Here is a 23,678-nt window from a genome sequence, read left to right as displayed (position 1 = left end):
ATGATTTTCTTCCAAAAGCCCAATTTCGATACAATTTTTCTCCATTTCATTATGAAAAATCACTCAATTTGACGGCTTTTCTTATAACTTAAATTATTTTATACTCTTGTCATGTTATTCTCCTTTCCAAACAGGTTTTCTTTTTTGTTTAAAGGCGATTAAACCTTCCTGACCATCTTTTGAACCCACTGTTTTTTGCAACATCTGCATTAAGTATTGATGTTTGGATGCCTGTTGGTTAATCGTATCCAACGCTTCAAGTCCTAACCTAATGGCCGTTGGAGAATTTTCCTTAATATCATCTAGCAATTCATTCACAGTAGTATCGATAGATTCAGAAGTTACTACATGCGTTACCAAGCCATAATCTTTCGCCTTATGTACTGGCATATTATATCCTCTAATACACCAATCCACCACAATACGTTTTGGCATTACCTCAAGCAACGCTGCCATAACTTGAAAAGGGAAGAGTCCTCTTTTTACCTCTGGTAATCCTAGCACTACATCATCTGTGCATACCACATAATTTGCTCCCGCCAGGAAGAAAAAGCCTCCTGCCAGCACATTTCCTTCAACTTTTGTTATAATAGGTTTATGGACTTTATTAAAAAGTTCTCCAATAAGAACTTCTCCTTTGGCTTGTGGTATCGATGAATCAAATTCTCCGACCATTCCCATAAAAGCCTTTAAATCGGCTCCTGCACAAAACACATCGCCATTGGCTTTGATCACAATGGCCCAGATATCATTGGTCTGCTTTGCAAATTGCATAGCAAATGCCATTTCTTGTACCATATGTGGATGTATGGCATTTTTCTTTTCGGGTCGATCAAGGGTCAAAGTCATCACATGATCTTCAGCTTTAAGCTTGATAAAAGCAAATTTTTGATCGAGTGCTTTTGTAATCAATGTACTATCAAAAAAATCCATGATTATTGTTCGTTAACTTTTAATAATAAAAATCCGGCCTCAACATTATGACCTTCTTCTACATATACTTCTTCTACCACGCCATCTTGATTGGCTACTAGAATATTTTCCATTTTCATAGATGAAATTACCATAAGCGGATCGCCTTCTTTGACCTTATCTCCCGGCTCAATATTAATTTTGACCACTTGCGAAGGTATTGGCGATTCGTAGCCTCCATTCACTTTTTCTTTTTCTTTTATCGGGAAACGATCTTGCTGAATGAATTTTAAATTTCCGATAGTGGCCGTATGTGCAAAAATTTCATGACCCACTTGAATGATGGCGTATTCTTTTTGAAGACCATTACTATTAATACGAATACTACTTTTACCCGCTTCAACAATAGAAGCTTTGAACTCTTTTTGATGAATTGCAAATGAAAAATGAGCTTGCTCAAATCTGTATTGAACCTCGAAAGTTTGATCTCCTAAAACAAATATTTCTTTCTGAAATTCGTAAAAATTGTTTCTCCACCCTGAAGGAAGGCTACGTAATATTTTTCTTGTTTGCTCCCTTTGATTCCATCTGTACAAAGTAGCTGCTATTAACACTTCTTCAATACTATCGTCTGAATATTTATTTATATCGGATAAGTTGATGTGATTATCAATAAAATGGGTATCGTACTTCCCATTTTTGAAATCTTTATGTGCTAACAAGGCTTTTAGAAAAGGTAAATTGGTGACTGTTCCCTGGCAAACTAAATGCTGAAGTACATAGTTTAATTTTGTATGAGCAACCTGTCTATTCGCTCCTTTTACGATAATTTTGGCGATCATCGGATCGTAAAACATAGAAATCTGTGAACCGGATTCGATTGCAGATTCAACACGAAGACCTTCAACATCTGGGTATTGAAATTTATAAACCGTTCCGGTTGCCGGAGCAAAATCATTCGCTGCATCCTCGGCATATAAACGCGCTTCGATTGCATAGCCTTCACCTTTTACATCCTCTTGTTTGATTTGTAATGGAAGTCCTTGTACAGATTCTATTTGCATTTGTACCAGATCTAATCCTGTAATCTCTTCGGTAACGGGATGCTCGACTTGCAGTCTGGTATTTACTTCAAGAAAATAAAAATCCCCAGAGTTTTCGTCAAAAATGAATTCTACTGTACCTGCATTGTCATAATTCAATGCTTTGGCGGCCAAGACAGCAGCATCACCCATTTTTTTTCTAAGCCCTTCGGTCATTACAGGCGAAGGGCTTTCTTCAATGACTTTTTGATATCGCCTTTGAATTGAACATTCTCTTTCCAACAGATGAATCACATTACCTTGTTGATCTCCAAAAATCTGAAACTCGATATGTCTTCCGGATTGGATATATTTTTCGATTAATAGCTCATCATCACCAAAAGCACTTTTTGCTTCTCGTTTTGCCGAGGCAATTGCTAATTCGATCTCTTTTTCTTCATGAGCGATGCGCATTCCTTTCCCGCCACCACCGGCTGTTGCTTTTAGCAGTACTGGAAACCCAATTTTTAGCGCTTCAGTTTTTAATGTCGCATTGGATTGATCTTTTCCTCTATATCCGGGTATCACCGGAACACCCGATTGCTCCATAATCTCTTTTGCTCGGGATTTAGACCCCATAGCTTCAATAGCCTCTGGTTTGGGTCCAATAAAAGTAATCCCTTCGTCCTTACATCGTTGAGCAAAAGTGGCATTTTCAGATAAAAATCCATAACCTGGATGTATTGCATCTGCGCCTGTTGTTTTGGCTGCTTGAATAATTTTATCTTGATCCAAATACGATTTTGCAGGTTCAGGATCTCCGATATAAATTGCCAGATCAGCTTGTTTTACAAAGAGTGCATTTTTATCGGCTTCAGAATATACAGCCACACTGGTTATTCCCATTTTTTTGCACGTGCGAATGATCCTGGAAGCAATTTCTCCACGATTTGCTATGAGTATAGTATTGATACTTTTTACATTCATAAACATTCTATTTAGTGTCTCCAGACACCATAACTTGTTGTTCCTTTGATCTCTTGATTGTATAGTACAGCTAAAGAAAATCCTAAATAATTTCTTGTTTCTTTGGGGTCAATAATCCCGTCATCCCATAATTCTGAAGTTGAGTACCACGCCGAGGACTTTGATTCTGCCTCAGCAATAAGCATGCTTTCAATCATTTTGGCTTGTTCTTCATCATACGGGATTCCTTTTGCTTTGGCCGAAGCTTTTTGAATGATTTTCATTACCCCTGCCAGCTGCTGCGATCCCATCACTCCGATTTTTGCATTGGGATACGAAAAAAGGAAATTAGGTTCATATGATCTTCCATTCATTCCATAATTACCAGCACCAAATGAAGAACCCACCATAAGCGTGATCGATGGTACTTTACTGTTGGAAACTGCATTGATAAGTTTGGCACCGTTTTTAATAATTCCTCCTTCTTCGTATTCTTTACCCACCATATATCCTGTAGTATTTTGTAGAAATAGTAGCGGAATGTTTTTTTGATTTGATAGCTGTATAAATTGTGCGCCTTTATTGGCAGATTCTGAAAATATAACTCCGTTATTACCTAAAATCCCTACCGGATATCCATGTATTTTGGCCCAGCCACAAATCATGGTGTTTCCGTATTCAGATTTAAATTCAGAAAACTCGGATCCATCGGTAATGCGCATGATCAGTTCGCGAATATCAAAAGGTGTTTTAATATCTGCTGGCACTACACCCAAGATCTCATCTGCAGAAAAAAGCGGCTCTTTAATTGGAGCTTCTGGAACTAGATGTGAGTTGGATTCTGGTATAAACTCCATAATTTCTCTCGCTATTCGGATAGCATCCAATTCATCTTCGGCCAGGTAATCGGATACCCCAGAAGTGCGGCTATGCATTTCGGCTCCACCCAACTCTTCATCGGTAGCAATTTCATTAGTAGCCATTTTTACCAAAGGTGGTCCGGCAAGAAACACTTTTGCCGCTTGTTTTTGAAAGATGGAGTAGTCTGACATTCCTGGCACATAGGCTCCTCCGGCAGTAGCATTTCCGAATACTACAGATATGGTGGGAATCCCTAATTCTGATCTTCTGGTGATTTCTCTGAAGGCTTCTCCTCCGTAATTAAAAATCTTTGCCTGTTCTGGAAGGTTGGCACCACCGCTTTCTACCAAATTTATAGAGGGAAGCCTGCATTCTCTTGTGATTTGGCCAATTCTGAAGCCTTTAAAAACCGTTGCATAATCTACAGATCCGCCTTTACGGGTACCAACGTTAGCATTGATCATGCATAGTTTTCCATGCACTAATCCAATACCTGAAACATTGGTTCCTCCTGCACCAAAACCATTTTTGTTTTGCATTCCAGCAAGCGGTAGCAATTCTAGAAACGGACTGTCTTTATCCAAGACCAATTCGATACGTTCACGCGCCAAAAGCTTACCTCGTTTACGAGCTTTATCGATAGATTTTTCCTTCCCTTGAAAACGACTTTCTTGAAGATGTTTGTTTAGTTCTTCAACCAAACCTTGCATCGCTTCTTTGTTTTCCTTAAAAGTAGCACTCGCCGTATTTATCTTGCTTTGCAACGCTCTCATCTATTATATTTCTTTTGTTTCTCTTCTTACCAAAAATTGTTCAACTTTATATGGAATAAGCCCTGATATTCGGTATAGCATCCTCATTTTCCATCCGCTTACTATAAAACTTTTTCCTTTTGTAAATCCTTTCCAGATATCTTTTGCCACCTCTTCTGCGGTTGTGGTTGCCAAACCGTCGAAGGTTTTTACTTTCTCCATGCCATTGGTTTTTTTGAAGTTAGTGTCTTTAATTGCTGCAGGACAAACACAGATCACTTTAACTTTAGAACCTTGCATTTTCAGTTCTTCATTTAAACTTCGACTAAAATGATTCACAAAAGCCTTGGTCGCACCATAAGTGCCTAATTTTGGAGTCGGTTGAAAAGAACTATTAGAACTTATATTTATAATCGTACCTGCATTACGTTTTACCATATCCTGTAAAAAAAGACGTGTCATTTTATACACATTGACCAGATTCAGACTTATCATATTTAGCTCTTTATCTAAATCTATTTCATTAATAAAACCGTAGTTTCCATAACCCGCATTGTTAACTACAACATCAACTTTCCATTTATTTACCGCAATCCAATCATATACTTTTTGAGCAGCTTCAGGTTTCGACAAATCCTGAACCATAGTATTGATTATACAATTGCTAATTTCATTTTGCAATAGTTTTTTGGCTTCCTCAATTTCTTCTTTCAACAATGAGATCCAAATCAAATCGTATCCATTTTTGGCAAAATATCGAGAAACGGAATAGCCTATACCGCTTGAACCCCCTGTTATTAAAACGGTTTTACTCATAGCCAAATGATATTTTCTTTACGATTGTGCCAGTCCAGAAAATATTCTCCAAACTGTACATCTATTTCACCCCGTCTTATTTTAAGTGTAGGGGTTAGCAGTGCATTTTCGGTGTTCCAAATTTTACGATCAATAACTATAGTAGAGACCCTTGTATAATTGGCAAGATCTTTATTAAGTGAATCCAATGTGCTTATAAGAGAAGATTCTACTTCTTCTTTTGGAGTGGACTGCGCTACTTCAGAAAGGTTAATAATTGCAATTGGTTGTGGAATCCCAAGCCCAGCGATACAAACTTGTTCTACCAAGACGTTCTTTTCAATATTTTCTTCTATAGGGTTTGGAGTAATGAACTTGCCCTTGCTTGTTTTGAAAGCATCAGATACGCGTCCAACAATCTTAAGAAATCCATTTTCATCAAAACTTCCTTTATCGCCGCTATGAAGCCATCCATCTTTTAAAACTTTGGCTGTTAATTCAGGATCTTTGTAATACCCTGTCATCATGTACGGGGATTTCATTAAAACTTCGCTGGTTTTAGGATCAACTTTCACCTCACAACCAGGAACTACTTTGCCTACAGAATCTTTGGGAGCATCCTTCATAGGTGTATTGGTAATCGAACCACAAACTTCGGTCATGCCATAGGCTTCGATAAGATGGATCCCCAGGTTTGCATACCATTCCTTTAAATATGCCGGAGTAATTGCAGAACCTGTTGCTACCACCTTGGCATCGGTCATGCCCAAGCCATAACGTATTTTCTTTTTAATGAAACCTGAAATTAGCGGGATTTTGAATAAGAATTTTTGTTTTTTGAGCGACAGTTTGTTTGCTACCCCTAAATAAAATTTAGTCCATATTCTAGGCACAGAAAAGAAAATAGTGGGTTGCGTATCCTGTAAATTCTTTGCAAAAGTCTCAATACTTTCCCCAAAAGAAATGGTCCCCCCTTGCATAAGAGCAACTGCATAAACGCTTATTTTTTCTGCCACATGGTTTAAAGGTAAATACGACAACAATTTAGGCTCGGGATAATGTGCTATTCCAATCCAATCGTATTTTTTATCATCTTTTATAATTTGTACTGGAGTCTTATGGATATGCATGACTCCTTTTGGAGTACCGGTAGTGCCAGAGGTAAACATAATGGTCCACAATTCTTGAGGATCTGGAATATACCCTTGATCTAAAGGTTGGTTTTCTGAAATTAGGTTATCCCATGCAAGTCCTTGAGTAATCTTTACATTACCCTCATAATGCGGAAAACTAATAATTTGGGTATTATTGTCAATTTTTTCTGCATGTGTATCAGACCAATCTTCAAGTTTACCCACAAAAACGGCTTTTGAATCTGATTGCCGAAGCACATCTCCCAATTGAGTAGCCGAAAGGTTATAATATAAGGGTACCGACACAAAACCACCTATCATAATAGCAAGATCGGTAAGTATCCAGTGGTAACAATTTTTAGAATAAATTGCTACGTGATCTCCTTTTTTTAACCCTAATTTTTGCAATGCACGGGTCATTTTTGATGCCTCGTTGTATGCATCAAGAAAAGTCAGAACCTTCCATTGGTTTCCTTTAGGTTGTTTTAAAAAAGGAAAATTTGGTTTCTCTTTTACCCAATGATAAAAATATTCTGGAAGAGAATCGTAATTTGGAATCCTTATGCCGCTCATGTGATCACTTTAAAAGGTTAAATAGGAGTCCATATTCTGGTCAAATTTTTCTCCCATATCGGCCAAATAGTCTTCTCCAAAGAATTTTTTGAAGGATGCCATGCCTTTTTCTGTTAGATGTGGAAGCAAAAGGCTCCAAATTACTTTCTCTCCATCTTCCTTCGTTTTATCTCCTCTAATCATTTGTTGTGACGACCAGAAGAACATCATCATCCAAGAAGTTACAGCCAAGTTATTATATACGCCAGGTACTGGTTCCTCTTTCATGTTTCCAAGCTGAATGGAAAATGCAATAGCCGTTTCGATATCTTTAATTATTTTATCGCATAAGGATTTCATTTTGGGTGCTATCAACGGATGTTTCAACACTTGATTATCATGAAAAATAAAAGAGTATTCTTTTTGTAATCGATAATACAATTGTGCATCATGATGAAGGTTCTGAAAAGAAGGTATTCCTTTTGCGACCATTCCATTAGTTAACTTATCCCACAATTGATCGGTCAATTCCTTAAGTAAAGCTTCTTTGTCTTTGAAATGATAGGTCATATTGCCCCTACTCATATCCAGTGATTTTGCCAACTCAAACAAATTAACAGCTCCATAACCTGACTTATTAAACACCTTGAGTGCCTGATTAAGTATTCTTTGTTTTGTTTCCACGGTATTCCTTTTTAAACGAATATATACAAATTTTATAGTAATATCAATATTTTTAGTCGTTTATGACTAAAAATATTGAACATTTAACTTTTTTCTACACTGAAAATGTTAATTTTTCACTTCAATAATTCGTTTGGCTTCGTTACCCTTTTCATCTAAAACAGTTATAAGATGACGACCTGGCTTCGGCAATACAGGCATTTCATGAAATTGTTTTGTAGTACCTATAAATCTACTATCGATATACCAAAATAATCTTGTTTCTGGGTTTTTGTGAGCTATCTTGAGAACTACTTCATTGGTTTTACCATCGAACCCTTTTGGCAAATACACTATACTACTGGATTTTGGGAAGATAAAATCCATTTTTTCTTCAATCTCTTTATGGCAATCCGATCTATAGGGTGGTAAAGCTTTATAAGCCGCATTATTGGTTTTGAAGAAATACTCTTGTAAAGGCGGAAGCACAAACCAAGGCACATGATGGATATTAGCTATGGCTTCACAAGAAGAGTTTACACGATATTGTTTGGTTTTATCAAGATGTATTAATTGATGAAATGGGCAAGATTTGGTCCTAACACCTAAAAGCGGAACATACATTTTCTTTCCGATACAATTGGCACTACTCAAAAAACCACTTTTTTTACAAACCTCTACTTTTGCCAAATTATCATAGGGCATTGGAAACCATGGTGTATTAGGCAAAAGGTTAAATACATCAAATAATACCGGTGCCGCAGCATTGAGCCCAGTAAGTTCTGGGCGCCCTTCTCCATCTGCATTTCCGATCCATACTCCTACAACATGCTTTTGACTTACCCCAATAGCCCAGGCATCTCGGTTACCAAAGCTGGTTCCGGTTTTCCAGGCAATCTCTCGAGATGAGTCGTAAAATTGCCACGCTTCATCGCCCTCTGGGCGATTTACTTTTTTCATCGCTTCAAAAGTTAACCAAATACTTCCCGCTCCGTACATTTGTTTTCGAGTAGTTCTTTTCCCAAAATCTGCCTTTTCACTATCTATTAAAATAGGTTCTACAAATTCATTGGTAAAATATTCGCTAGATGTTTCTTGATAATGGTTAAGTGTTCCCGAAAAACCGGCATAAGTCTTACAAAGATCCCACAGATTACTCTCTGCTCCCCCAACGATCAATGACAAACCATAATGATCGGCACTATATTTAAGACCTTTCATCTTAAAACTATTCAACTCATCCCTGAAGCGTTGCAAACCATACTCTTGTAATAATCTTACTGCAGGAACATTGAGTGACCTAGCCAATGCTCGATTTGCTGGTACAGCCCCACTATAACTTTCGTCAAAATTTTTAGGATTGTATCCTGCTATAACAGTTGGTACGTCTGACACTAATTGTTCTGGTAATAACTCTCCTTTATCCATCATTGTTGCATATAACAGAGGTTTCAAAGTACTACCAGTACTTCGATTTGCCATTATTATATCTACATCCTTTTGATGATTTTTATCGGTAGGTGTGTTACCTACATAGCTTAACACCTTTCTTGTTTCAACATCTATGACAAGAACGGCCATATTATAGACTTCGTTCTGTTTAAGATTTTCATGGTGTTGCTTTACTATCTGGTTAACCTGCTTTTGCAGGGTTGAATTTACCGTGGTTTGTATTCGTTGTCCATTGTATTTTTTTGACAATCTATCCACCAAATGAGGAGCTATTTTCGGTAATAAATATGGTTTTTGAGGTAAGGTCTCTTGCAATGAAAGTTGATAGGTTAATGAGTCGATTACTTTTGCATTTAAAAGTGTTTGTAAAAGCTGGTTTCTTTTTCTTAGTAATACCTTTTGATTTTTACCCGGATAAATAAGCGAAGGTGCGTTTGGCAATACTGCCAATGTAGCGCTCTCTGCCCAAGAAAGTTGATATGCCGGAAGACCAAAGTATCTCCATGCAGCCATATCAATACCTACAACGTTCCCCCCAAAAGGGGCATGAGAAGCATATAACTTTAAAATCTCTTCTTTTGATCTCCTCAATTCTAACCTAGTTGCCAAAATGAGTTCTTTAAGCTTCTCAAAATATGTTCTTTTTTTCCCTTTTCTTGATAATCTAATTATTTGTTGCGTAATTGTACTACCTCCTCTTACTATTTTTCCAGCTTTAATATTCTCTGTTAGAGCCTGAGCCATGGCAACAGGGTTAAAACCCGGATGCCGATAAAATTGCTGATCCTCGAAAGCTACAATACACTTACCAAATTTACTGGGGACACTATCGATTTCAGGGAACCGCCATTGGCCGTCAATAGCGATCTTTGCCCCGATCAATTCTCCCTTATTGGTTTCGATAACCGTTGCAGTAGGGTCATTAAACAAATTGCCGGGTAAAGAAAAAAAATACCATATCAACAAAACGGCGATTACTATAAAACACTTTGGTCTTTTTTTTATGTAGTTTTTAATTTTTTGAAGCAAAACTTAGTATTAATTAGAGAAAACCAATTTACATTAAAATGTAATGCACACCTTTAAAAAGAGGTATTCAATATTACGGAAAACCCGAATTTTCCTACATGTCTTTATAACAAATTCTAAAAATTTTCTTAAATTATATGACTCTTAAAAACAATTAACAGCTTTTTTTCTTCAATTATGATGAAAAAGTGGGGGCTCTAAATGTAAACACTATTACAGCTTTAGTCTTGTGATATTAAGTATAACACAAGATAAAATTGTTTTGTTTTCATTAAAAACTGTTGAGTGTTGAAAAAATTTACAATCTTTATTTGGGTGTTGTTTGCACCTTTACTTTGCATTTCCCAAAACGAATTAGATTTTGAGAAGGTTGATACTTTGGATGTGTTAATAAAGACCTCTCAAGAACTGAGAATGGAGAATGATATGTATCAGGCTTTAGAATATGCTTTTAAAGCAGTCGCACTTGCGCAAGAATTAGATCATGATCACTATCTATCCCATGCCTATTTCATGATGGGAACCATTCAATACGAAATCATTGATTACGAAAATGCCAAAACACACTTATTAAAAGCATTAGAATACAGTCAAAAAACTAAATCAAAGAAACTACTACCTTATATTTTACAGAGTCTTGCAAATATTTATTATGATGACAATGATGATTATGAAACTGCCTTAATTTACTATAAAAAAGGTGTAGAACTTGGAAAAAGAATAAACCCTGCCAATAATTATCAAATTGCTTTGCATAACCTTATTTGGACCTACATGGATCTTAATAGGTACAACGAGGCAGCACCGTACCTTAAGGAAGCAGATAGTTTGGACTATATTATTCCAGACAGCATACAACTTGGCAAAAGCTCTTTATATCTTTTGAGAGCTAGAAATTTTGCCTATAAAGGTGATATCATAAAAGCCGAAGAAAATTTTGACAAAACGCTTAACATACTCGAAAACGAAGAAAAGTATTGGCTACAAGGAAAAAGCTATTTTTATCAATACAGATCAAAAATGTATCAAGATATTGGAGAGCACTCCAAAGCTATTGCAGATTTAAAAAGTCTTCGAGAAAATGATCAAAAAGTATTTGAAAATGCAAGATTAAAAAATCAGGAAATTGCAAAAACACAATTTAAGGTCGATGAATATGAACGCAGGTTAGAAGTTTCTGAAAGAGAAAAAGTATTACTACAAGACATCCAAAAAAACAATAGGGTAATCATCTATTTTTCTTTGGCAAGCTTAATGCTACTAATGGGAATGGTTTTCTTTTATTACCGCGGGTATTTGTCTAAGAAAAAGTCTAGCGAAATTCTCGAATCTAAAAACCTTGAATTACAAGAAGCCAAAATAAAAGCTGAAAAATTAAGCAAGATTAAATCTCAGTTTATTTCTACAATAAGCCACGAGCTTAGGACTCCTCTATATGGTGTTATAGGAATTTCTTCGTTATTACTTGAAAAGAAAACAAAGTCGAAAAGTGACCAAGAACTCTTTAGCTCTTTGAAATTTTCTGCCGACTATCTACTTAATTTAGTCAATAAAGTTTTAAAAATAAGTAAAATAGATTCTGAAAAAACCGATCTTATTAAAAGTCCTGTAAGTTTATCTTCCTTATCAAAAAATATACTTCAGACTTTTGAATTTCAATCATCGCAAAAGAAAAATGAACTTATTTTAGAATATAATGACAATATCCCCAAATTGGTACGAATTGATCATTTACGTATATCTGAAGTTTTAATTAATTTAATAGGAAACGCTATAAAATTTACAGAAAATGGCAAAATCTGGTTACGTGTTAAATTGCGATCCCTGGATGCCAAAAATGCACGTGTACGATTTGAAGTCGAAGATACCGGTATTGGAATTCCCGATGACCAAAAAGAACACATATTTGAAGAGTTTTCTCAGGTTGGAAGCGTATACGATAACAAACAAGGAACAGGATTAGGATTGTCGATTGTAAAAACTTTACTACAGACAATGGATAGCAACATTCAATTTGAAAGTAGTAAAAATGTAGGTTCTCGGTTTTATTTTGACCTGGACTTGAAAATTTGTGACCAGATTAATACAATTCATAGCGACCCATCGCAATCAGAATTAATAAGCGCACTAAATTCAAAGATTCTTCTGGCGGAAGACAACAAAATAAATCAATTGGTTACCAAAAAATTATTAAACAAAATAGGTTGCGATTGTGTCATCGCCGAAAATGGATCTGAAGCCATTGATATGGCAAAGAAAGAAAAGTTTGATCTTATCTTAATGGATATCAATATGCCCATTTTAGATGGTATGCAAGCTACTTTGGAAATCAGAAAATTTGATACCGAAATACCAATAATTGCTCTTACTGCTTCAGAATTAAGTGAAGTAGAGGAAGATTGTAGAAATGCAGGTATGAATGACTTAATTAACAAACCTCTTAATAAAGTAGATCTTAGAAAAGCTATACGTCTTAACCTTACAAAGAAAATCTCCTAAACCCCAAAAGCATTAAAGAAAATTGGTTTAGACCTTAATAAAAACTAGCCTCCAAAACCGATTTATAATGTTGAACTGTTGGGAAGGGATCATAAAAGTGATGCAATAGCTCTGTCCATTCTTGATATTCATTAGATTTTCTAAATCCAATTTCATGATCCTCAAGAGTTTCCCACGCGACAAGAAGCAAATATTTATTTTCTTCCTCGATACACTTAAGCACATCATGGCGTATATATCCTGACATGGATGCTATTATCTTTTGGGCTTCTTTAAATGCTTTTTCAAAAGCTTGTGAATCACCTGGTTTTATGTTTAAGGTTACCTTTTCTAGGATCATTGTAAAAAACTAATTTTTAATAAAAACACCTCTCTAACTCTCCTCAAGGAGGGAATCCAATAACTATTCACTCTATACAAACTACTAACTACTAAAAACTAACTACTATTTAACCACCTCGACCCATTTTCCTTGTGTACGCACCAAATACGTATTGTCATACATCGCCTCACATTGTATGCCCGGTAAATAATATCTACCCAAATAAGAAGCATTCAACAGAATAGTCATGGTTTTACTTTCATTTGCCTTCAGGTCAAAATAGAAATTTACTCGGTCATCCCTAATATCGGTATGTGTGACTTTATTGGCCTTAAATGACCCAAAATCTGTAAATCGAGTATTAACCACTTCCCATCCTGATGGGAAGATTTCGCTAAGGGCTATATCCCTAATCTTGATATCTGTAGTATTGGTAATTGTCACTTCGGCTACAAAATCGGTTCCTTGCATAAGCTTTGCTGGATTAATAATCTTACCCTCTCTATCTTTATAATCTATAATAGCCCTGAACTTACTTTGTATCACCTTTTCTTGTCCTACAGGAAGAATACCACTTGTCGCTAATTGTACAAAAATTGTATTATCCTTATTGTTCTTGAGAACGAGTTTGTTGTTTTTCTGAATTACCAACTCTCCTGAAGTGGCAAGTGTTTTATTGGTACTCGTACTTGCTAATTTACCATTCAATGTGTAGTTAATAGCTACTCCCTTACCTCCTACATATAACGCATACTTTGCCATAGCCATCAAGGCATACGACGTAGTTTGTGTACTCATCCACTTTTTTGACGACAACGCCGCGGCCAGATCTACTGCCACCTGTTGCGCTTTGACCTTTTGGTCAAGCATTACCAATGTCTCTAATGCCATAGCTCGATTCCGGTTTGCAGAACCATAGGTATAATAATAGTTATGCAGCTCCCTAAAATTAATTTTGGCCGAGTTCAATAATTTTTTGGCTGCATTTTTCTGACCTATTAGCGCATAAGCCTCGGCAAGTCGAAGTTTGGCATTGTTAGAAAGGTCTGAAGTTTCTCGTAGGCGGTTCATAGAAGCCATATCGGGGCTTTCTGCCAGGGCCAAAGTATATAAACGATAAGCCTGTGCCAGGTGATTACCTCCGCTCCTCCAGCGTTTGGCCTGTTGTTGTTGATAATTGATCCAGTTACTTTTAAATCCTATAGGTAAAACATATCCTTTTTTGTTGGCTTCGAGCAAAAAGTGACCGGCATATGTGGTACCCCAATCATTAGGGTTACTGTATCCTGGCCAATAGGACAATCCGCCCGTAGGTTGGATATAACGTTTCAATTTATAAATTGCAGCTTCAACATTTTTTTGAATTTTATTTTGCTGTTCTGATGATAAATCGAAGATGTCTGACAAATATAATTGCGGAAACGCTGCAGAAGTAGTTTGCTCTACACAACCGTGTGGAAATCTGATAAGATACTTTAATCTACTTTCAAAATTCATTGGTGGTAGTGACGACATTTCTATCGTAGCACTATTACTCCCGTCGATGCCAAAAGCAGCAAAATCCAATTCTTGCCCACTATTGGGCTCCAAAATTATAGAAGTTAATTCGGTTGTAACAGGATTAGGATTAACAATATCTATCGGAACTTTGTAGGAGGCTTTTTCTCCGCCACCACTGGCAACAACTTCGATATCTGTAATTGAAGCTCCTTCGAGAACTTCAATATCAAAATATGTCATTTTTTCGTCGGGTTGCGAGAACGAAAGGCTCTTTTGGGTTTCACCCAAAACTGTAAACCCTTTATTTGGTTTAAGCGTTACATTTACATTCTTTACCTTGTTTTCCATTGCAAAAACCGTTACTGGGATGGTTACTTTTTCGCCAGGTGTTATTTTCCGAGGAATTGAAGTCAATACCATCAGTGGTTTTCTAACAGGTGTGGTTTTATCTGTACTACCATAGGCGGCATTTGTAGCATCTGAGGCCACAATCATGGTACGCACCGATCCAACATATTTTGGGATTTTGATTTGGTGTGATCTTGTTTCTCCCTTCTTTAATTCGAATGGACCTTGATACACCACCATTGGTTTAAAGCGATTTGCTTTTTTGGATTTGCTTCCACCAGCTTCTGCGTCACCACCAATACTAAAAATCTGATTAATGCTTCCTCCATAAGCACCAATTACGTCATCATAGATATCCCATGTTTTTACCCCTAATGCTTCTCGAGCGTAAAATGTATTCCAGGGGTTTGGTGTTTTAAATCGCGTAAGATCCAATAATCCCTCATCTACAATTGCGATAGAATAGGTCATTGGTTTTCCTTTGGTTTCTCCAACTTTTACAGTAATTGTTTCTTCCGGTCGCAGTACATCTGGCATCGTAAGTTTTGGTTGTACCCTGGTATTTGGATCCTCAACCGAAATTGGAACTACTCCATATAAACGAATAGGTAAATCATTTGCCGTAGAGGCATGCGGTTGTAATAAGGTAATATGAATATACACATTTGGTGTATACATACCCTCGATGGGTAACTCGAATTTGGTTTCATCTTTTTGCGGTGTTACCCACTGTGACGATAGCACTTCGGTTCCATTTTCTACCGTTACCAAAGCCCTTCCACCTTCACTAGAAGGAAACGTAACAATTGCCTTTTCTCCAACATTATATGTTTTCTTATCGGTAGAAAAAATTAACATTGTTGCTGCCGATGGATCATTCTTTCTAGATTTTCCTGCCCATCCCGGCCAATCGATATACATTGTTTTACCTGTTGCATGCCCGCCATTGGGATCAACTACTCTAACCAAATATCTTCCCCATTCGGGGTATTTTAATTGAAAGGTAAAATTACCTTTACCATTACTATTTGTATTTACTTTGGTATTGAATATCTCTTTGCGATAAGATCCACGATTGTAAGTCGACAAGTTATCTTCTGAGGCATCCCACCACCATCTCCAGCTTACTTTGTAAATATAGACCTCAAGGTTTTTGACAGCTTTTGGTTTTCCTTTTTCGTCTACGGCAATCACTTCAAAATTGTGATTGGTATCTGTTAACAGCATTCCCCTGGCTTTATCCCCTTTTGGAACATTAAGTCCAATGTAAGTATTATATGGCGAGTATTGTTTGGATATTACATCTGTGCTAAAATCACCTCCATTTTCGTATACTTTGGTAATAAAAGATGCTTTTAACATCCCTGCTGCTTTATTTTTTAGTTTTGGTTTTACGCTAAAAGACGCTTTCCCTTCTCCAGAAATTTTTCCTTTAAAAATTTCCTGTTCTTCGGTTCCAAAACGTCGTGTTGGATCATCAAAATTATAGCCAGGAAAGTTTTCGAAATTGGTTTTTGCAGGCGTGAAACGAACATTAATGTCTGCTTTTAAATTCTTGGCAACTGCACCATGTAACCAAAGGGCTTCAAGATTTCCCGTTATGTTTTTATTGACTCCTAAGACCTTATCATCAAAGGTTGTTTTGATTTTAAGACGATTAGGTTTTATGGTTTCAATTTTTAATGATTTCGTGAAACTGGCTCCCCCAACATTTACTTTGGCTTGCCAATTTCCGGTAGGGGCATCATCTGTAGTCTTAACTTCGAACTTATAAAAATTATTAACTCCATTAGTTCTGGTTTCCTGGTGTGTTACCTTTCCGTAGGGGTCCTTAAGTTCAAACTTAACCGGATGTCCAGATGGCAATTTATTGGCATTATCATTGAGCATAAAAGACAAAAACAAAGTATCACCAGGTCTCCAAACTCCTCGTTCGCCATAGATAAATCCTTTAATTCCTTTTTGCAATCTAACCCCAGAAACGTCAAATTTACTTACCGATAGAGCATTACCGTCACTTAGTTTTACATAGGTTTGTTGTTTTCCTGATCTGGCAATAGCGAAATAAGCTGGGCGATCGGCATCAAAACCAGTAATACCTTCGGCATCTGTGGTTGCTACACCCATTTCTTGTTGCTGGTAGTTATAAAAAGTAACTTTTACATTGGACACCGGGCTTGTAGTAACGATGTCATTTACGGTGATCTTGTATGAATGGTTAAGTCCTTTTTTCACTATAACCCCGAGATTAGAAGCTAAAATGTTTGCTCCAACTTTGCGATCTCTGTAATATGAATTATTACAAGGATTGTCTCGTTCTTGCCAGTTATAACCGTAATAATCTTCGTAATAATATTGCGAAGAATCCCAAAAACTTGATTCTTCTTCTTCATCATAATTTTCGGTCAGCTCGGTAATCGAAGTATCATCGGCTTTTTGACCATCACATTTGTATAGTGAATATGCTTTTCGGTAATTAAGTTCTACTCTATAAATTGCTCCTTGATCTGGTGAAATTAATGGTGCAAGATCTACTGCAAAGGCATTCCACTTGCTTAAATTTAAGGAAGCATTCTCTTGTAGATTAATTAGTTTTTTGGCCACAGGTCGTGCTACGCTTCTTAAATTTCCGTAACCATCCAGATTATTATTTTGAAGAAACTGAAGGACATTATCTTCAAATATCTTTATCACCTTGACTTCAACTGCTCTAAGGTTGATGGCTTCAAAATTAAACTTCAAATTATCTGAAGCAGGAAGAATTACGCCACTTTGTAGTAGTCGAACTTCAGGTTTTGGTTGTTGAAACGAGATGTTTTCAGAATATGTATTCTTTAATCGATAATTATCCTCACTCTGAATACCTTCAAAAACTTTCACCTCCAAAGTTCCTTTTAATTCTTTTTTTGGATATACTTTGAGAACATTTCCACTTACTAAATATTTCAAATTGTTTGCTTTCCCAATACTAACCAAGCCTTTGAAATCTTGTTCTTTTTTAAGGGGATCTGAAAAATTAATCTCTACATATTGATTGTCTACATTGGCAACAGAAATACTGATTACAGAGAAGTTATTCTTACCGGGAATAGGCAATGTCCCTTCTCCCTCAGTATCTATATCGAAAGCTTTCCCGGACCATTTAATTTGTATTTCAGAATCATCATCGAAACGTTGAATACTATCAATTCTGAAGCTAAATTGTCGACTTTTAGTAATAGATTCTCCAAACTTTACCGATACCTCTTTACCTTTTTGCGAAGCAGTAATCAGTTTCTTTGCCGTCTCCAACTCTAATTGGTCTGCAGCTGTTAATGTACCATCTATATATTGCCATTCTTTATTATAAGACTGAAGATTATCGGTAAGTACTGAAAATTGTTGTTTTAAGGTTTTGACACTAAATACAAATTCCTCATCAAGATCATCCTGTAAATTTTTGACCAAATCTTCAAGGTCCAGTGTAAATGTATATTGGGTATCCTGATCAAACTTTTCTTCGGGTTGAAAAGAAATAGTTCGATTGTTGATGGCAATTACCTTTCCTTTTATACCCGGCGAAACTTTTAATATTTTTTTTGATAGTTCCTGATTATCATCCCAGCCTTCTACCGGAGTTTGTAAAACAACGTATACATTATCCAATACCGAAATCACGCCAGTAGACACATCAGAAATATAGTCCTGATACTTATTAAGCTCTGAAGCGTTAGCCTCGGCTATAGCCTGTGCATCTTTTTTCTTGCATGAGAAAACTAGTGTTACCAAAAGTAACGCGCAGAAAAATTTTGAGAATCGCATAGAATAGAAAGGATTTAGTTGACCTTATAAATGTAAGGTATTTTACAAAAAAACCCTCCTAAGGGAGGGCACTTATTATTTTGAATAAAAATTCGACTGTTATTCCTTATAAATTCCAATTGTTAAATCCCCATTGGCATTCATAGTGGCGCGATACATCCCTGCAGTATTAAATTCCATAGCAACATTTCCTTGGTGATCAATTGCTATGATTCCTCCGGTTCCACCAAGTTTAGTTAGCTTATTTTGTATAACTTCTTTGGCTGCTTCTTGAAGAGATACTCCTTTATATTCCATCATTGCAGAAATATCATGAGCCACTTGAGCTCTAATAAAATACTCTCCCCAACCTGTACTCGATACCCCACAAGTAGCATTATTGGCATATGTACCCGATCCTATGATAGGCGAGTCTCCAATCCTGTTCCATTTCTTATTTGTCATTCCTCCGGTTGAAGTTCCTGCGGCGATATTACCGTGTTTATCTAATGCTGCACATCCCACGGTTCCGTATTTAGAATTTTTAATCACAGGATCATAAAATGAGGTAGCGCTTTTTGCATCGGGATGATCTGGTTTCTTTTTTACCTTTTCTAGGGCTTTCATACGATTTTCGGTATAGAAATACTTAGGATCCACAATTTCCAATCCTCTTTCGGCTGCAAATTGTGCTGCTCCTTTTCCAGATAACATTACATGGGGTGAGTTAAGCATAACTTCTCTAGCCAAATTGATTGGGTTTTTTACAGTTTTCACTCCTGCTACTGCTCCAGCATTAAGATTACTTCCATCCATTATGGATGCATCCAACTCATTAATCCCTTCATTGGTAAATACCGCCCCTTTTCCTGCATTAAACAATGGTGAATCTTCGAGTACATTGATTGTTTTTTCTACCGCTTCAAGACTTGTTCCTCCGTTGTTAAGAATAGTATGCCCCACTTTAATAGCTTCTTCAAGCTTGGCGCGATACTCTGCCTCTTTTTGCGCAGTCATATTTTCTTTTAAAATGGTACCTGCTCCACCATGGATCACAATACCAAAGGTATTTGAAGGTTTTTTGATTTGTTCTGTTACTGTATCCGAAACCGTAGTTTCTGCAGTTTCTTTTGGTTGTTCCTTGCATGCAAAAAACAACACAAAGCCCAAAAAGATGAATATCCTTTTCATATTTAGATTGATTTGTGTTTACAATAATCGGCCAATGCAATTCTTCCTTGAAAGAATCTGAAGGTTAAATGTATGATATTTCCACCGTTATCTTCTAAGGATAAAGATTTATTTAACTCGAAATCACAAGGTTGATTTGCTCCACCATCGATCGCTATATTGTCGGCATATAAGGCAAAGCCTTTATCGGTCTTGCGTATAGGTTCTATCTTACCCACAATACCCGGCACTTGACCAGATTTATTGATTACGACAGAACCAAAACCTATGGTTTTTTCGATAGTTACTTCGATATCTTCTTTTGGATTAATGTTCTTAAATAGTACGGCCGGATATTCTGGATGGGCAATTAGTACGGTATACATCTTACGGGTTCGAATTATAAAATGCGCAAGTCCTTTTTCATCGGATCGCCCCTCGATATATGTAGAATTGTTTGCCACCAAAACTACATGAGCATTTTTCACTAATTGCGCCTTTTGATCTATTATTTTAATAGAAAAAATAAAAGGTTTCGCATTTATCATAGTAGAGAGTTTCGACCATCGCCTTCTAAAAAACGTTTGATCTTTTTTTAACTTTTTTTCGATCAACATGGCTAATTCTTCAGGTGTTTTTTGTTGAAGATCGATATACCCTACCGTTTTAAGAATCCCCGGGATTTCTGTATCATCAAACCTAACGGGTAATATGTACTCCCGACTTTCTTGAAACGCTCGAGCTTGCATCGAAACTCTCTCATGATTGGTCCATAACTTCTTATTGTAAAAATTAGAGATAAATAGTATTGTATATCTGGCTTTGTTTTGATAGATCTCAGACAAATATTCATACAAATTTTTACCCCATAAATTTGCTTCTTCAAACAAATCATAGAATACTTTGATTCCTTTTCTATTCAGGCTATTTGCAACTTCTTCTACATAAGCCCGATCCTCTCCAGCAAAGGAGAGCGCAACATCATACTCATAGCTATTATTCTTCATCACTGACTTTTTTTTTAACCTAAAACCGACTTGTTTCTCTTTTGAAAAACTTCTATTACAAAATTACTTCGTTTATTTGGAAATATTCCATTTTTATTAGGAAATATTCCAACAAAAGTTTTACTTTTAAACCGTAAAAAAACCATACTCATGAGACCGAAAAACCACATTAAAGGAAGAGGTGCACAGGAAAAAATACACAACCGATTTTCTGAAAACACCTATGAAATAAGGGATGACTTCTTGAACTATTGCATGCAACAAGGAGAATCCATTAACAAGCATCAAACCACATTTATTGAAACATTTCCCAAAACTATTGTAAACAAAGTGACGAGTCCAGATGTTGGAATGGCATATTCCCTTAACCCTTATCAAGGTTGCGAACATGGCTGTGTATATTGCTACGCCAGAAATTCACATGAATATTGGGGGTATGGAGCCGGGTTAGATTTCGAAAGTAAAATTTTGATAAAGAAGAATGCCCCCTATCTGCTTGAAAAAAAATTGAAAAGTAAACATTGGCAAGCATACCCCATATCGCTTTCAGGAAATACCGATTGTTACCAACCTATCGAGAAAAAACTCAAGATCACGCGTAATCTCCTTGAGATCTTCTTGAAATATAAACATCCTGTAGGAATTATTACAAAAAATGCATTGATACAAAGGGATATGGATATTCTTTCCGATTTGGCTAAAGACAATCTAGTGGCCGTTTTTTTGTCTATAACATCTCTCAAAGAAGAAACCAGAAGAATTCTTGAACCTAGAACGGCGAGCATAAAAAAAAGGTTAGAAACTTTAGAAAAATTGAATGCTGCAGGAATCCCAACCAATGTGATGATGGCCCCCATTATACCTTCGATAAATAGTCATGAAATACTTTCTTTAACAAAAGAAGTTTCAAAACGGGGAGCCAAAAGTGTTGGCTATACTATAGTGCGTCTTAATGGGGCCATTGGAAAAATCTTCACTACTTGGCTCGAAAACGCCTTACCAGAGCGAAAAGACAAGATTCTTCACCAAATTAGGCAATGTCATGAAGGAAACTTAAATGACAGCGAGTTTGGAAGACGTATGACCGGATCTGGCAAAATAGCAGATCAAATTCACCAACTTTTTGATCTGGCCCGAAAGAAGTATTTTCCGAAAACAGAAAAACTAACGTTAAACTGTGATCTGCATGAACAATACAAGGATGGGCAGTTAAAGTTATTTAACTAGAACTCTCCTTCCCACTCCTTATAAAACTGATCCAGAAACTGCTCCATAAAAACGTGTCGTTGTTGTGCTAACTTCTTCCCTGTTTTGGTATTCATTCGGTCTTTAAGCAACAATAATTTTTCGTAAAAGTGATTAATGGTTGGAGCAGTAGATTTTTTGTATTCTTCTTTACTCATGTTCATATTGGGTTTAATTTCTGGGTCATACAACGCTCTATTTTTGAAACCCCCATAATTAAAACACCTTGCAATTCCCACGGCACCAATTGCATCTAGTCGATCGGCATCTTGAACAACATCCAGTTCTGGCGAAGTAAATTTCTGAGTTTCATTACCTCCTTTAAAAGAGATATTTTCTATAATCAAAACAACATGCGCAATAATCTCTTGATTTACTCCAATATTGCTTAAAAAATCTGCTGCAATTCTTGGGCCTATGGTTTCATCTCCGTTATGAAATTTGGAGTCGGCAATATCGTGCAATAAAGCGCCAAGAGAAACAATTAAAATGTTAACGTTTTCAGCTTTGGCAATGGTTTGAGAAGTTTTAAACACCCTTTGGATATGAAACCAATCATGCCCACCCTCTGCATCTGCCAACGTTTCTTTTACAAAATCTATGGTTTTCTTTATAATTTGCTCTTCAACCATATTATAAAAACTACTTAATCAAGGCAGGTTGTACCCATTTGAATTCAAAAATTTCCTCGGGTACTACTAGTCGTTCACTTATCCTTTGCATTCTGGCCGGTAATTTCATCACAAAATCTCTTGCTTTTTCTGCCTCATCAGTTAGATCGGCTAATTTGTCAATCTCCCATTTATCGATCAGGCGTTTCATAATATCGACATAATCTTGTGCAGTATATACTCCTAATCGTTGTGCTGAATTCGAAAATTCATCAAATGCACTTCCGATAGCCTCTCCTGTTTCTCTAAGAAAATGCGCAGGCATTACAATTTTGTGTTTCATCATATCACTAAATGCGAGCATCATCTGGCTAGGGTCTACTTCAAAAATGTTTTTTACAAATTCACTATATGCATTAAAGTGACGCATCTCGTCACCTGCAATAATTTTGCACATTTTGGCCAATGATTTATTAGAATATTGTTTGGCCAATTTTGCCACTCGGCTATGCGAAATATTTGTAGCCAATTCTTGGAAACTTGTATATACAAAATTCTTATACGGATCTTGATCTGTACCAATATCAAAACCATCACTGATCAAATGTTGCGTGGTTCTTTCTACTTCGATCATGTTTACCCGCCCTGATAAGTATAGATATTTATTTAGAGTATCGCCATGACGATTTTCTTCACCCGTCCAATACCTTACCCAACGGGCCCATCCATTATCGATCCCATTTTCATAGGGACCACTTCCTTTTTCTTGTTGGCTTATTCCAACTACATCCATCAACCATGATTCATAGGTTGGCAGGGCTTCTTCGGTAATGGTATCACCAACCAAAACTACCCAAAAATCATAGGGCAACTCTTTTGCCAGTTCTCTAAGTTCTTTTACTTCTTCAAAAAAAGTATCTTCATTTTGCGAGTCTGGCAGAAAATCTGTAGGCTGCCATACTTTGTCTATCGGAATCAAAAATTTATCAATAAAAGAATCAATCTTCTTTTCCAATAACTGCATTACTTCTAATCTAATATTATCTAAAGCCATTATGA

15 protein-coding genes are annotated in these 23,678 nt (G+C 36.5%); 2 read left to right on the top strand and 13 right to left on the bottom strand.

Translation table 11 applies throughout. The features are described 5' to 3' along the window. Positions 1-114: 114 nt before the first annotated feature. The 7 genes from U6A24_RS17730 to pbpC form a co-directional block, all read right to left on the bottom strand. Positions 115-933 carry an enoyl-CoA hydratase-related protein gene (locus U6A24_RS17730; protein WP_324181340.1) on the bottom strand — a complete coding sequence of 273 codons (819 nt, stop codon included), beginning with the start codon at positions 931-933 and terminating at the stop codon, positions 115-117. Positions 934-935: 2 nt separating this feature from the next. After that, complete coding sequence (locus U6A24_RS17725) at positions 936-2,921, bottom strand: acetyl-CoA carboxylase biotin carboxylase subunit (protein ID WP_324181339.1); 1,986 nt, start codon at positions 2,919-2,921, stop codon at positions 936-938. A gap of 11 nt (positions 2,922-2,932) precedes the next feature. After that, positions 2,933-4,534, bottom strand: coding sequence for an acyl-CoA carboxylase subunit beta (locus U6A24_RS17720; protein WP_324181338.1), 1,602 nt, complete (start codon positions 4,532-4,534; stop codon positions 2,933-2,935). A gap of 3 nt (positions 4,535-4,537) precedes the next feature. Continuing rightward, complete coding sequence (locus tag U6A24_RS17715) at positions 4,538-5,329, bottom strand: SDR family NAD(P)-dependent oxidoreductase (protein ID WP_324181337.1); 792 nt, start codon at positions 5,327-5,329, stop codon at positions 4,538-4,540. After that, positions 5,326-7,014 (bottom strand): AMP-binding protein, encoded by a 1,689-nt coding sequence (locus tag U6A24_RS17710; RefSeq protein WP_324181336.1) that lies wholly within the window; start codon positions 7,012-7,014, stop codon positions 5,326-5,328. Before U6A24_RS17710 ends, U6A24_RS17715 begins: the two co-directional genes overlap by 4 nt. 9 nt (positions 7,015-7,023) lie before the next feature. Next, positions 7,024-7,677, bottom strand: a complete 654-nt coding sequence (locus tag U6A24_RS17705; protein WP_324181335.1) for a TetR/AcrR family transcriptional regulator — start codon at positions 7,675-7,677, stop codon at positions 7,024-7,026. A 108-nt stretch (positions 7,678-7,785) separates the two neighbouring features. Beyond that, positions 7,786-10,074, bottom strand: a complete 2,289-nt coding sequence (pbpC, locus tag U6A24_RS17700; RefSeq protein ID WP_324181414.1) for a penicillin-binding protein 1C — start codon at positions 10,072-10,074, stop codon at positions 7,786-7,788. A gap of 351 nt (positions 10,075-10,425) precedes the next feature. Here pbpC and U6A24_RS17695 point away from each other — a divergent pair, with 351 nt between their 5' ends. Next, a complete protein-coding gene (locus U6A24_RS17695; protein ID WP_324181334.1) occupies positions 10,426-12,636 on the top strand; it encodes an ATP-binding protein in 2,211 nt (736 codons plus the stop codon). A gap of 34 nt (positions 12,637-12,670) precedes the next feature. Here U6A24_RS17695 and U6A24_RS17690 read toward each other — a convergent pair whose 3' ends face one another. The 4 genes from U6A24_RS17690 to U6A24_RS17675 all read right to left on the bottom strand — a co-directional run bounded on the left by U6A24_RS17690 (position 12,671) and on the right by U6A24_RS17675 (position 20,763). After that, complete coding sequence (locus U6A24_RS17690) at positions 12,671-12,976, bottom strand: antibiotic biosynthesis monooxygenase family protein (RefSeq protein WP_324181333.1); 306 nt, start codon at positions 12,974-12,976, stop codon at positions 12,671-12,673. A 105-nt stretch (positions 12,977-13,081) separates the two neighbouring features. After that, positions 13,082-18,607 (bottom strand): alpha-2-macroglobulin family protein, encoded by a 5,526-nt coding sequence (locus U6A24_RS17685; protein WP_324181332.1) that lies wholly within the window; start codon positions 18,605-18,607, stop codon positions 13,082-13,084. Positions 18,608-18,706: 99 nt separating this feature from the next. Then, a complete protein-coding gene (locus U6A24_RS17680; protein ID WP_324181331.1) occupies positions 18,707-19,777 on the bottom strand; it encodes an isoaspartyl peptidase/L-asparaginase family protein in 1,071 nt (356 codons plus the stop codon). A 2-nt stretch (positions 19,778-19,779) separates the two neighbouring features. Then, positions 19,780-20,763 (bottom strand): toll/interleukin-1 receptor domain-containing protein, encoded by a 984-nt coding sequence (locus U6A24_RS17675; RefSeq protein ID WP_324181330.1) that lies wholly within the window; start codon positions 20,761-20,763, stop codon positions 19,780-19,782. Between the two features lie 150 nt (positions 20,764-20,913). Between U6A24_RS17675 and U6A24_RS17670 the strand changes: the two genes are divergently transcribed. After that, entirely contained in the window at positions 20,914-21,990 is a 1,077-nt protein-coding gene (locus U6A24_RS17670; RefSeq protein ID WP_324181329.1) for a PA0069 family radical SAM protein, read from the top strand. On the opposite strand, the gene U6A24_RS17665 is transcribed toward U6A24_RS17670, so the two are convergent. Together U6A24_RS17665 and U6A24_RS17660 are read right to left on the bottom strand one after the other, a co-directional pair. Beyond that, complete coding sequence (locus U6A24_RS17665) at positions 21,987-22,640, bottom strand: HD domain-containing protein (protein ID WP_324181328.1); 654 nt, start codon at positions 22,638-22,640, stop codon at positions 21,987-21,989. The genes U6A24_RS17670 and U6A24_RS17665 overlap by 4 nt on opposite strands. A gap of 10 nt (positions 22,641-22,650) precedes the next feature. Next, on the bottom strand, positions 22,651-23,673 hold the full coding sequence (locus tag U6A24_RS17660) for an acyl-ACP desaturase (RefSeq protein ID WP_324181327.1): 1,023 nt from the start codon (positions 23,671-23,673) through the stop codon (positions 22,651-22,653). Positions 23,674-23,678 lie beyond the last annotated feature (5 nt).

This window comes from Aquimarina gracilis, assembly GCF_035285365.1.
In the GTDB taxonomy this organism is placed as follows: Bacteria; Bacteroidota; Bacteroidia; order Flavobacteriales; family Flavobacteriaceae; genus Aquimarina; species Aquimarina gracilis.
This window is presented reverse-complemented; position numbering and strand designations above follow the sequence as displayed.

Excerpts from the sequence above, each read along its gene's own strand:
- U6A24_RS17710 (WP_324181336.1), bottom strand. The coding sequence starts at position 7,014 with ATGAGCGGCATAAGGATTCCAAATTACGATTCTCTTCCAGAATATTTT.
- U6A24_RS17730 (WP_324181340.1), bottom strand. The coding sequence starts at position 933 with ATGGATTTTTTTGATAGTACATTGATTACAAAAGCACTCGATCAAAAA.
- U6A24_RS17690 (WP_324181333.1), bottom strand. The coding sequence starts at position 12,976 with ATGATCCTAGAAAAGGTAACCTTAAACATAAAACCAGGTGATTCACAA.
- U6A24_RS17715 (WP_324181337.1), bottom strand. The coding sequence starts at position 5,329 with ATGAGTAAAACCGTTTTAATAACAGGGGGTTCAAGCGGTATAGGCTAT.
- U6A24_RS17660 (WP_324181327.1), bottom strand. The coding sequence starts at position 23,673 with ATGGCTTTAGATAATATTAGATTAGAAGTAATGCAGTTATTGGAAAAG.
- U6A24_RS17680 (WP_324181331.1), bottom strand. The coding sequence starts at position 19,777 with ATGAAAAGGATATTCATCTTTTTGGGCTTTGTGTTGTTTTTTGCATGC.
- U6A24_RS17665 (WP_324181328.1), bottom strand. The coding sequence starts at position 22,640 with ATGGTTGAAGAGCAAATTATAAAGAAAACCATAGATTTTGTAAAAGAA.
- U6A24_RS17670 (WP_324181329.1), top strand. The coding sequence starts at position 20,914 with ATGAGACCGAAAAACCACATTAAAGGAAGAGGTGCACAGGAAAAAATA.
- U6A24_RS17675 (WP_324181330.1), bottom strand. The coding sequence starts at position 20,763 with ATGAAGAATAATAGCTATGAGTATGATGTTGCGCTCTCCTTTGCTGGA.
- U6A24_RS17720 (WP_324181338.1), bottom strand. The coding sequence starts at position 4,534 with ATGAGAGCGTTGCAAAGCAAGATAAATACGGCGAGTGCTACTTTTAAG.
- U6A24_RS17725 (WP_324181339.1), bottom strand. The coding sequence starts at position 2,921 with ATGAATGTAAAAAGTATCAATACTATACTCATAGCAAATCGTGGAGAA.
- U6A24_RS17685 (WP_324181332.1), bottom strand. The coding sequence starts at position 18,607 with ATGCGATTCTCAAAATTTTTCTGCGCGTTACTTTTGGTAACACTAGTT.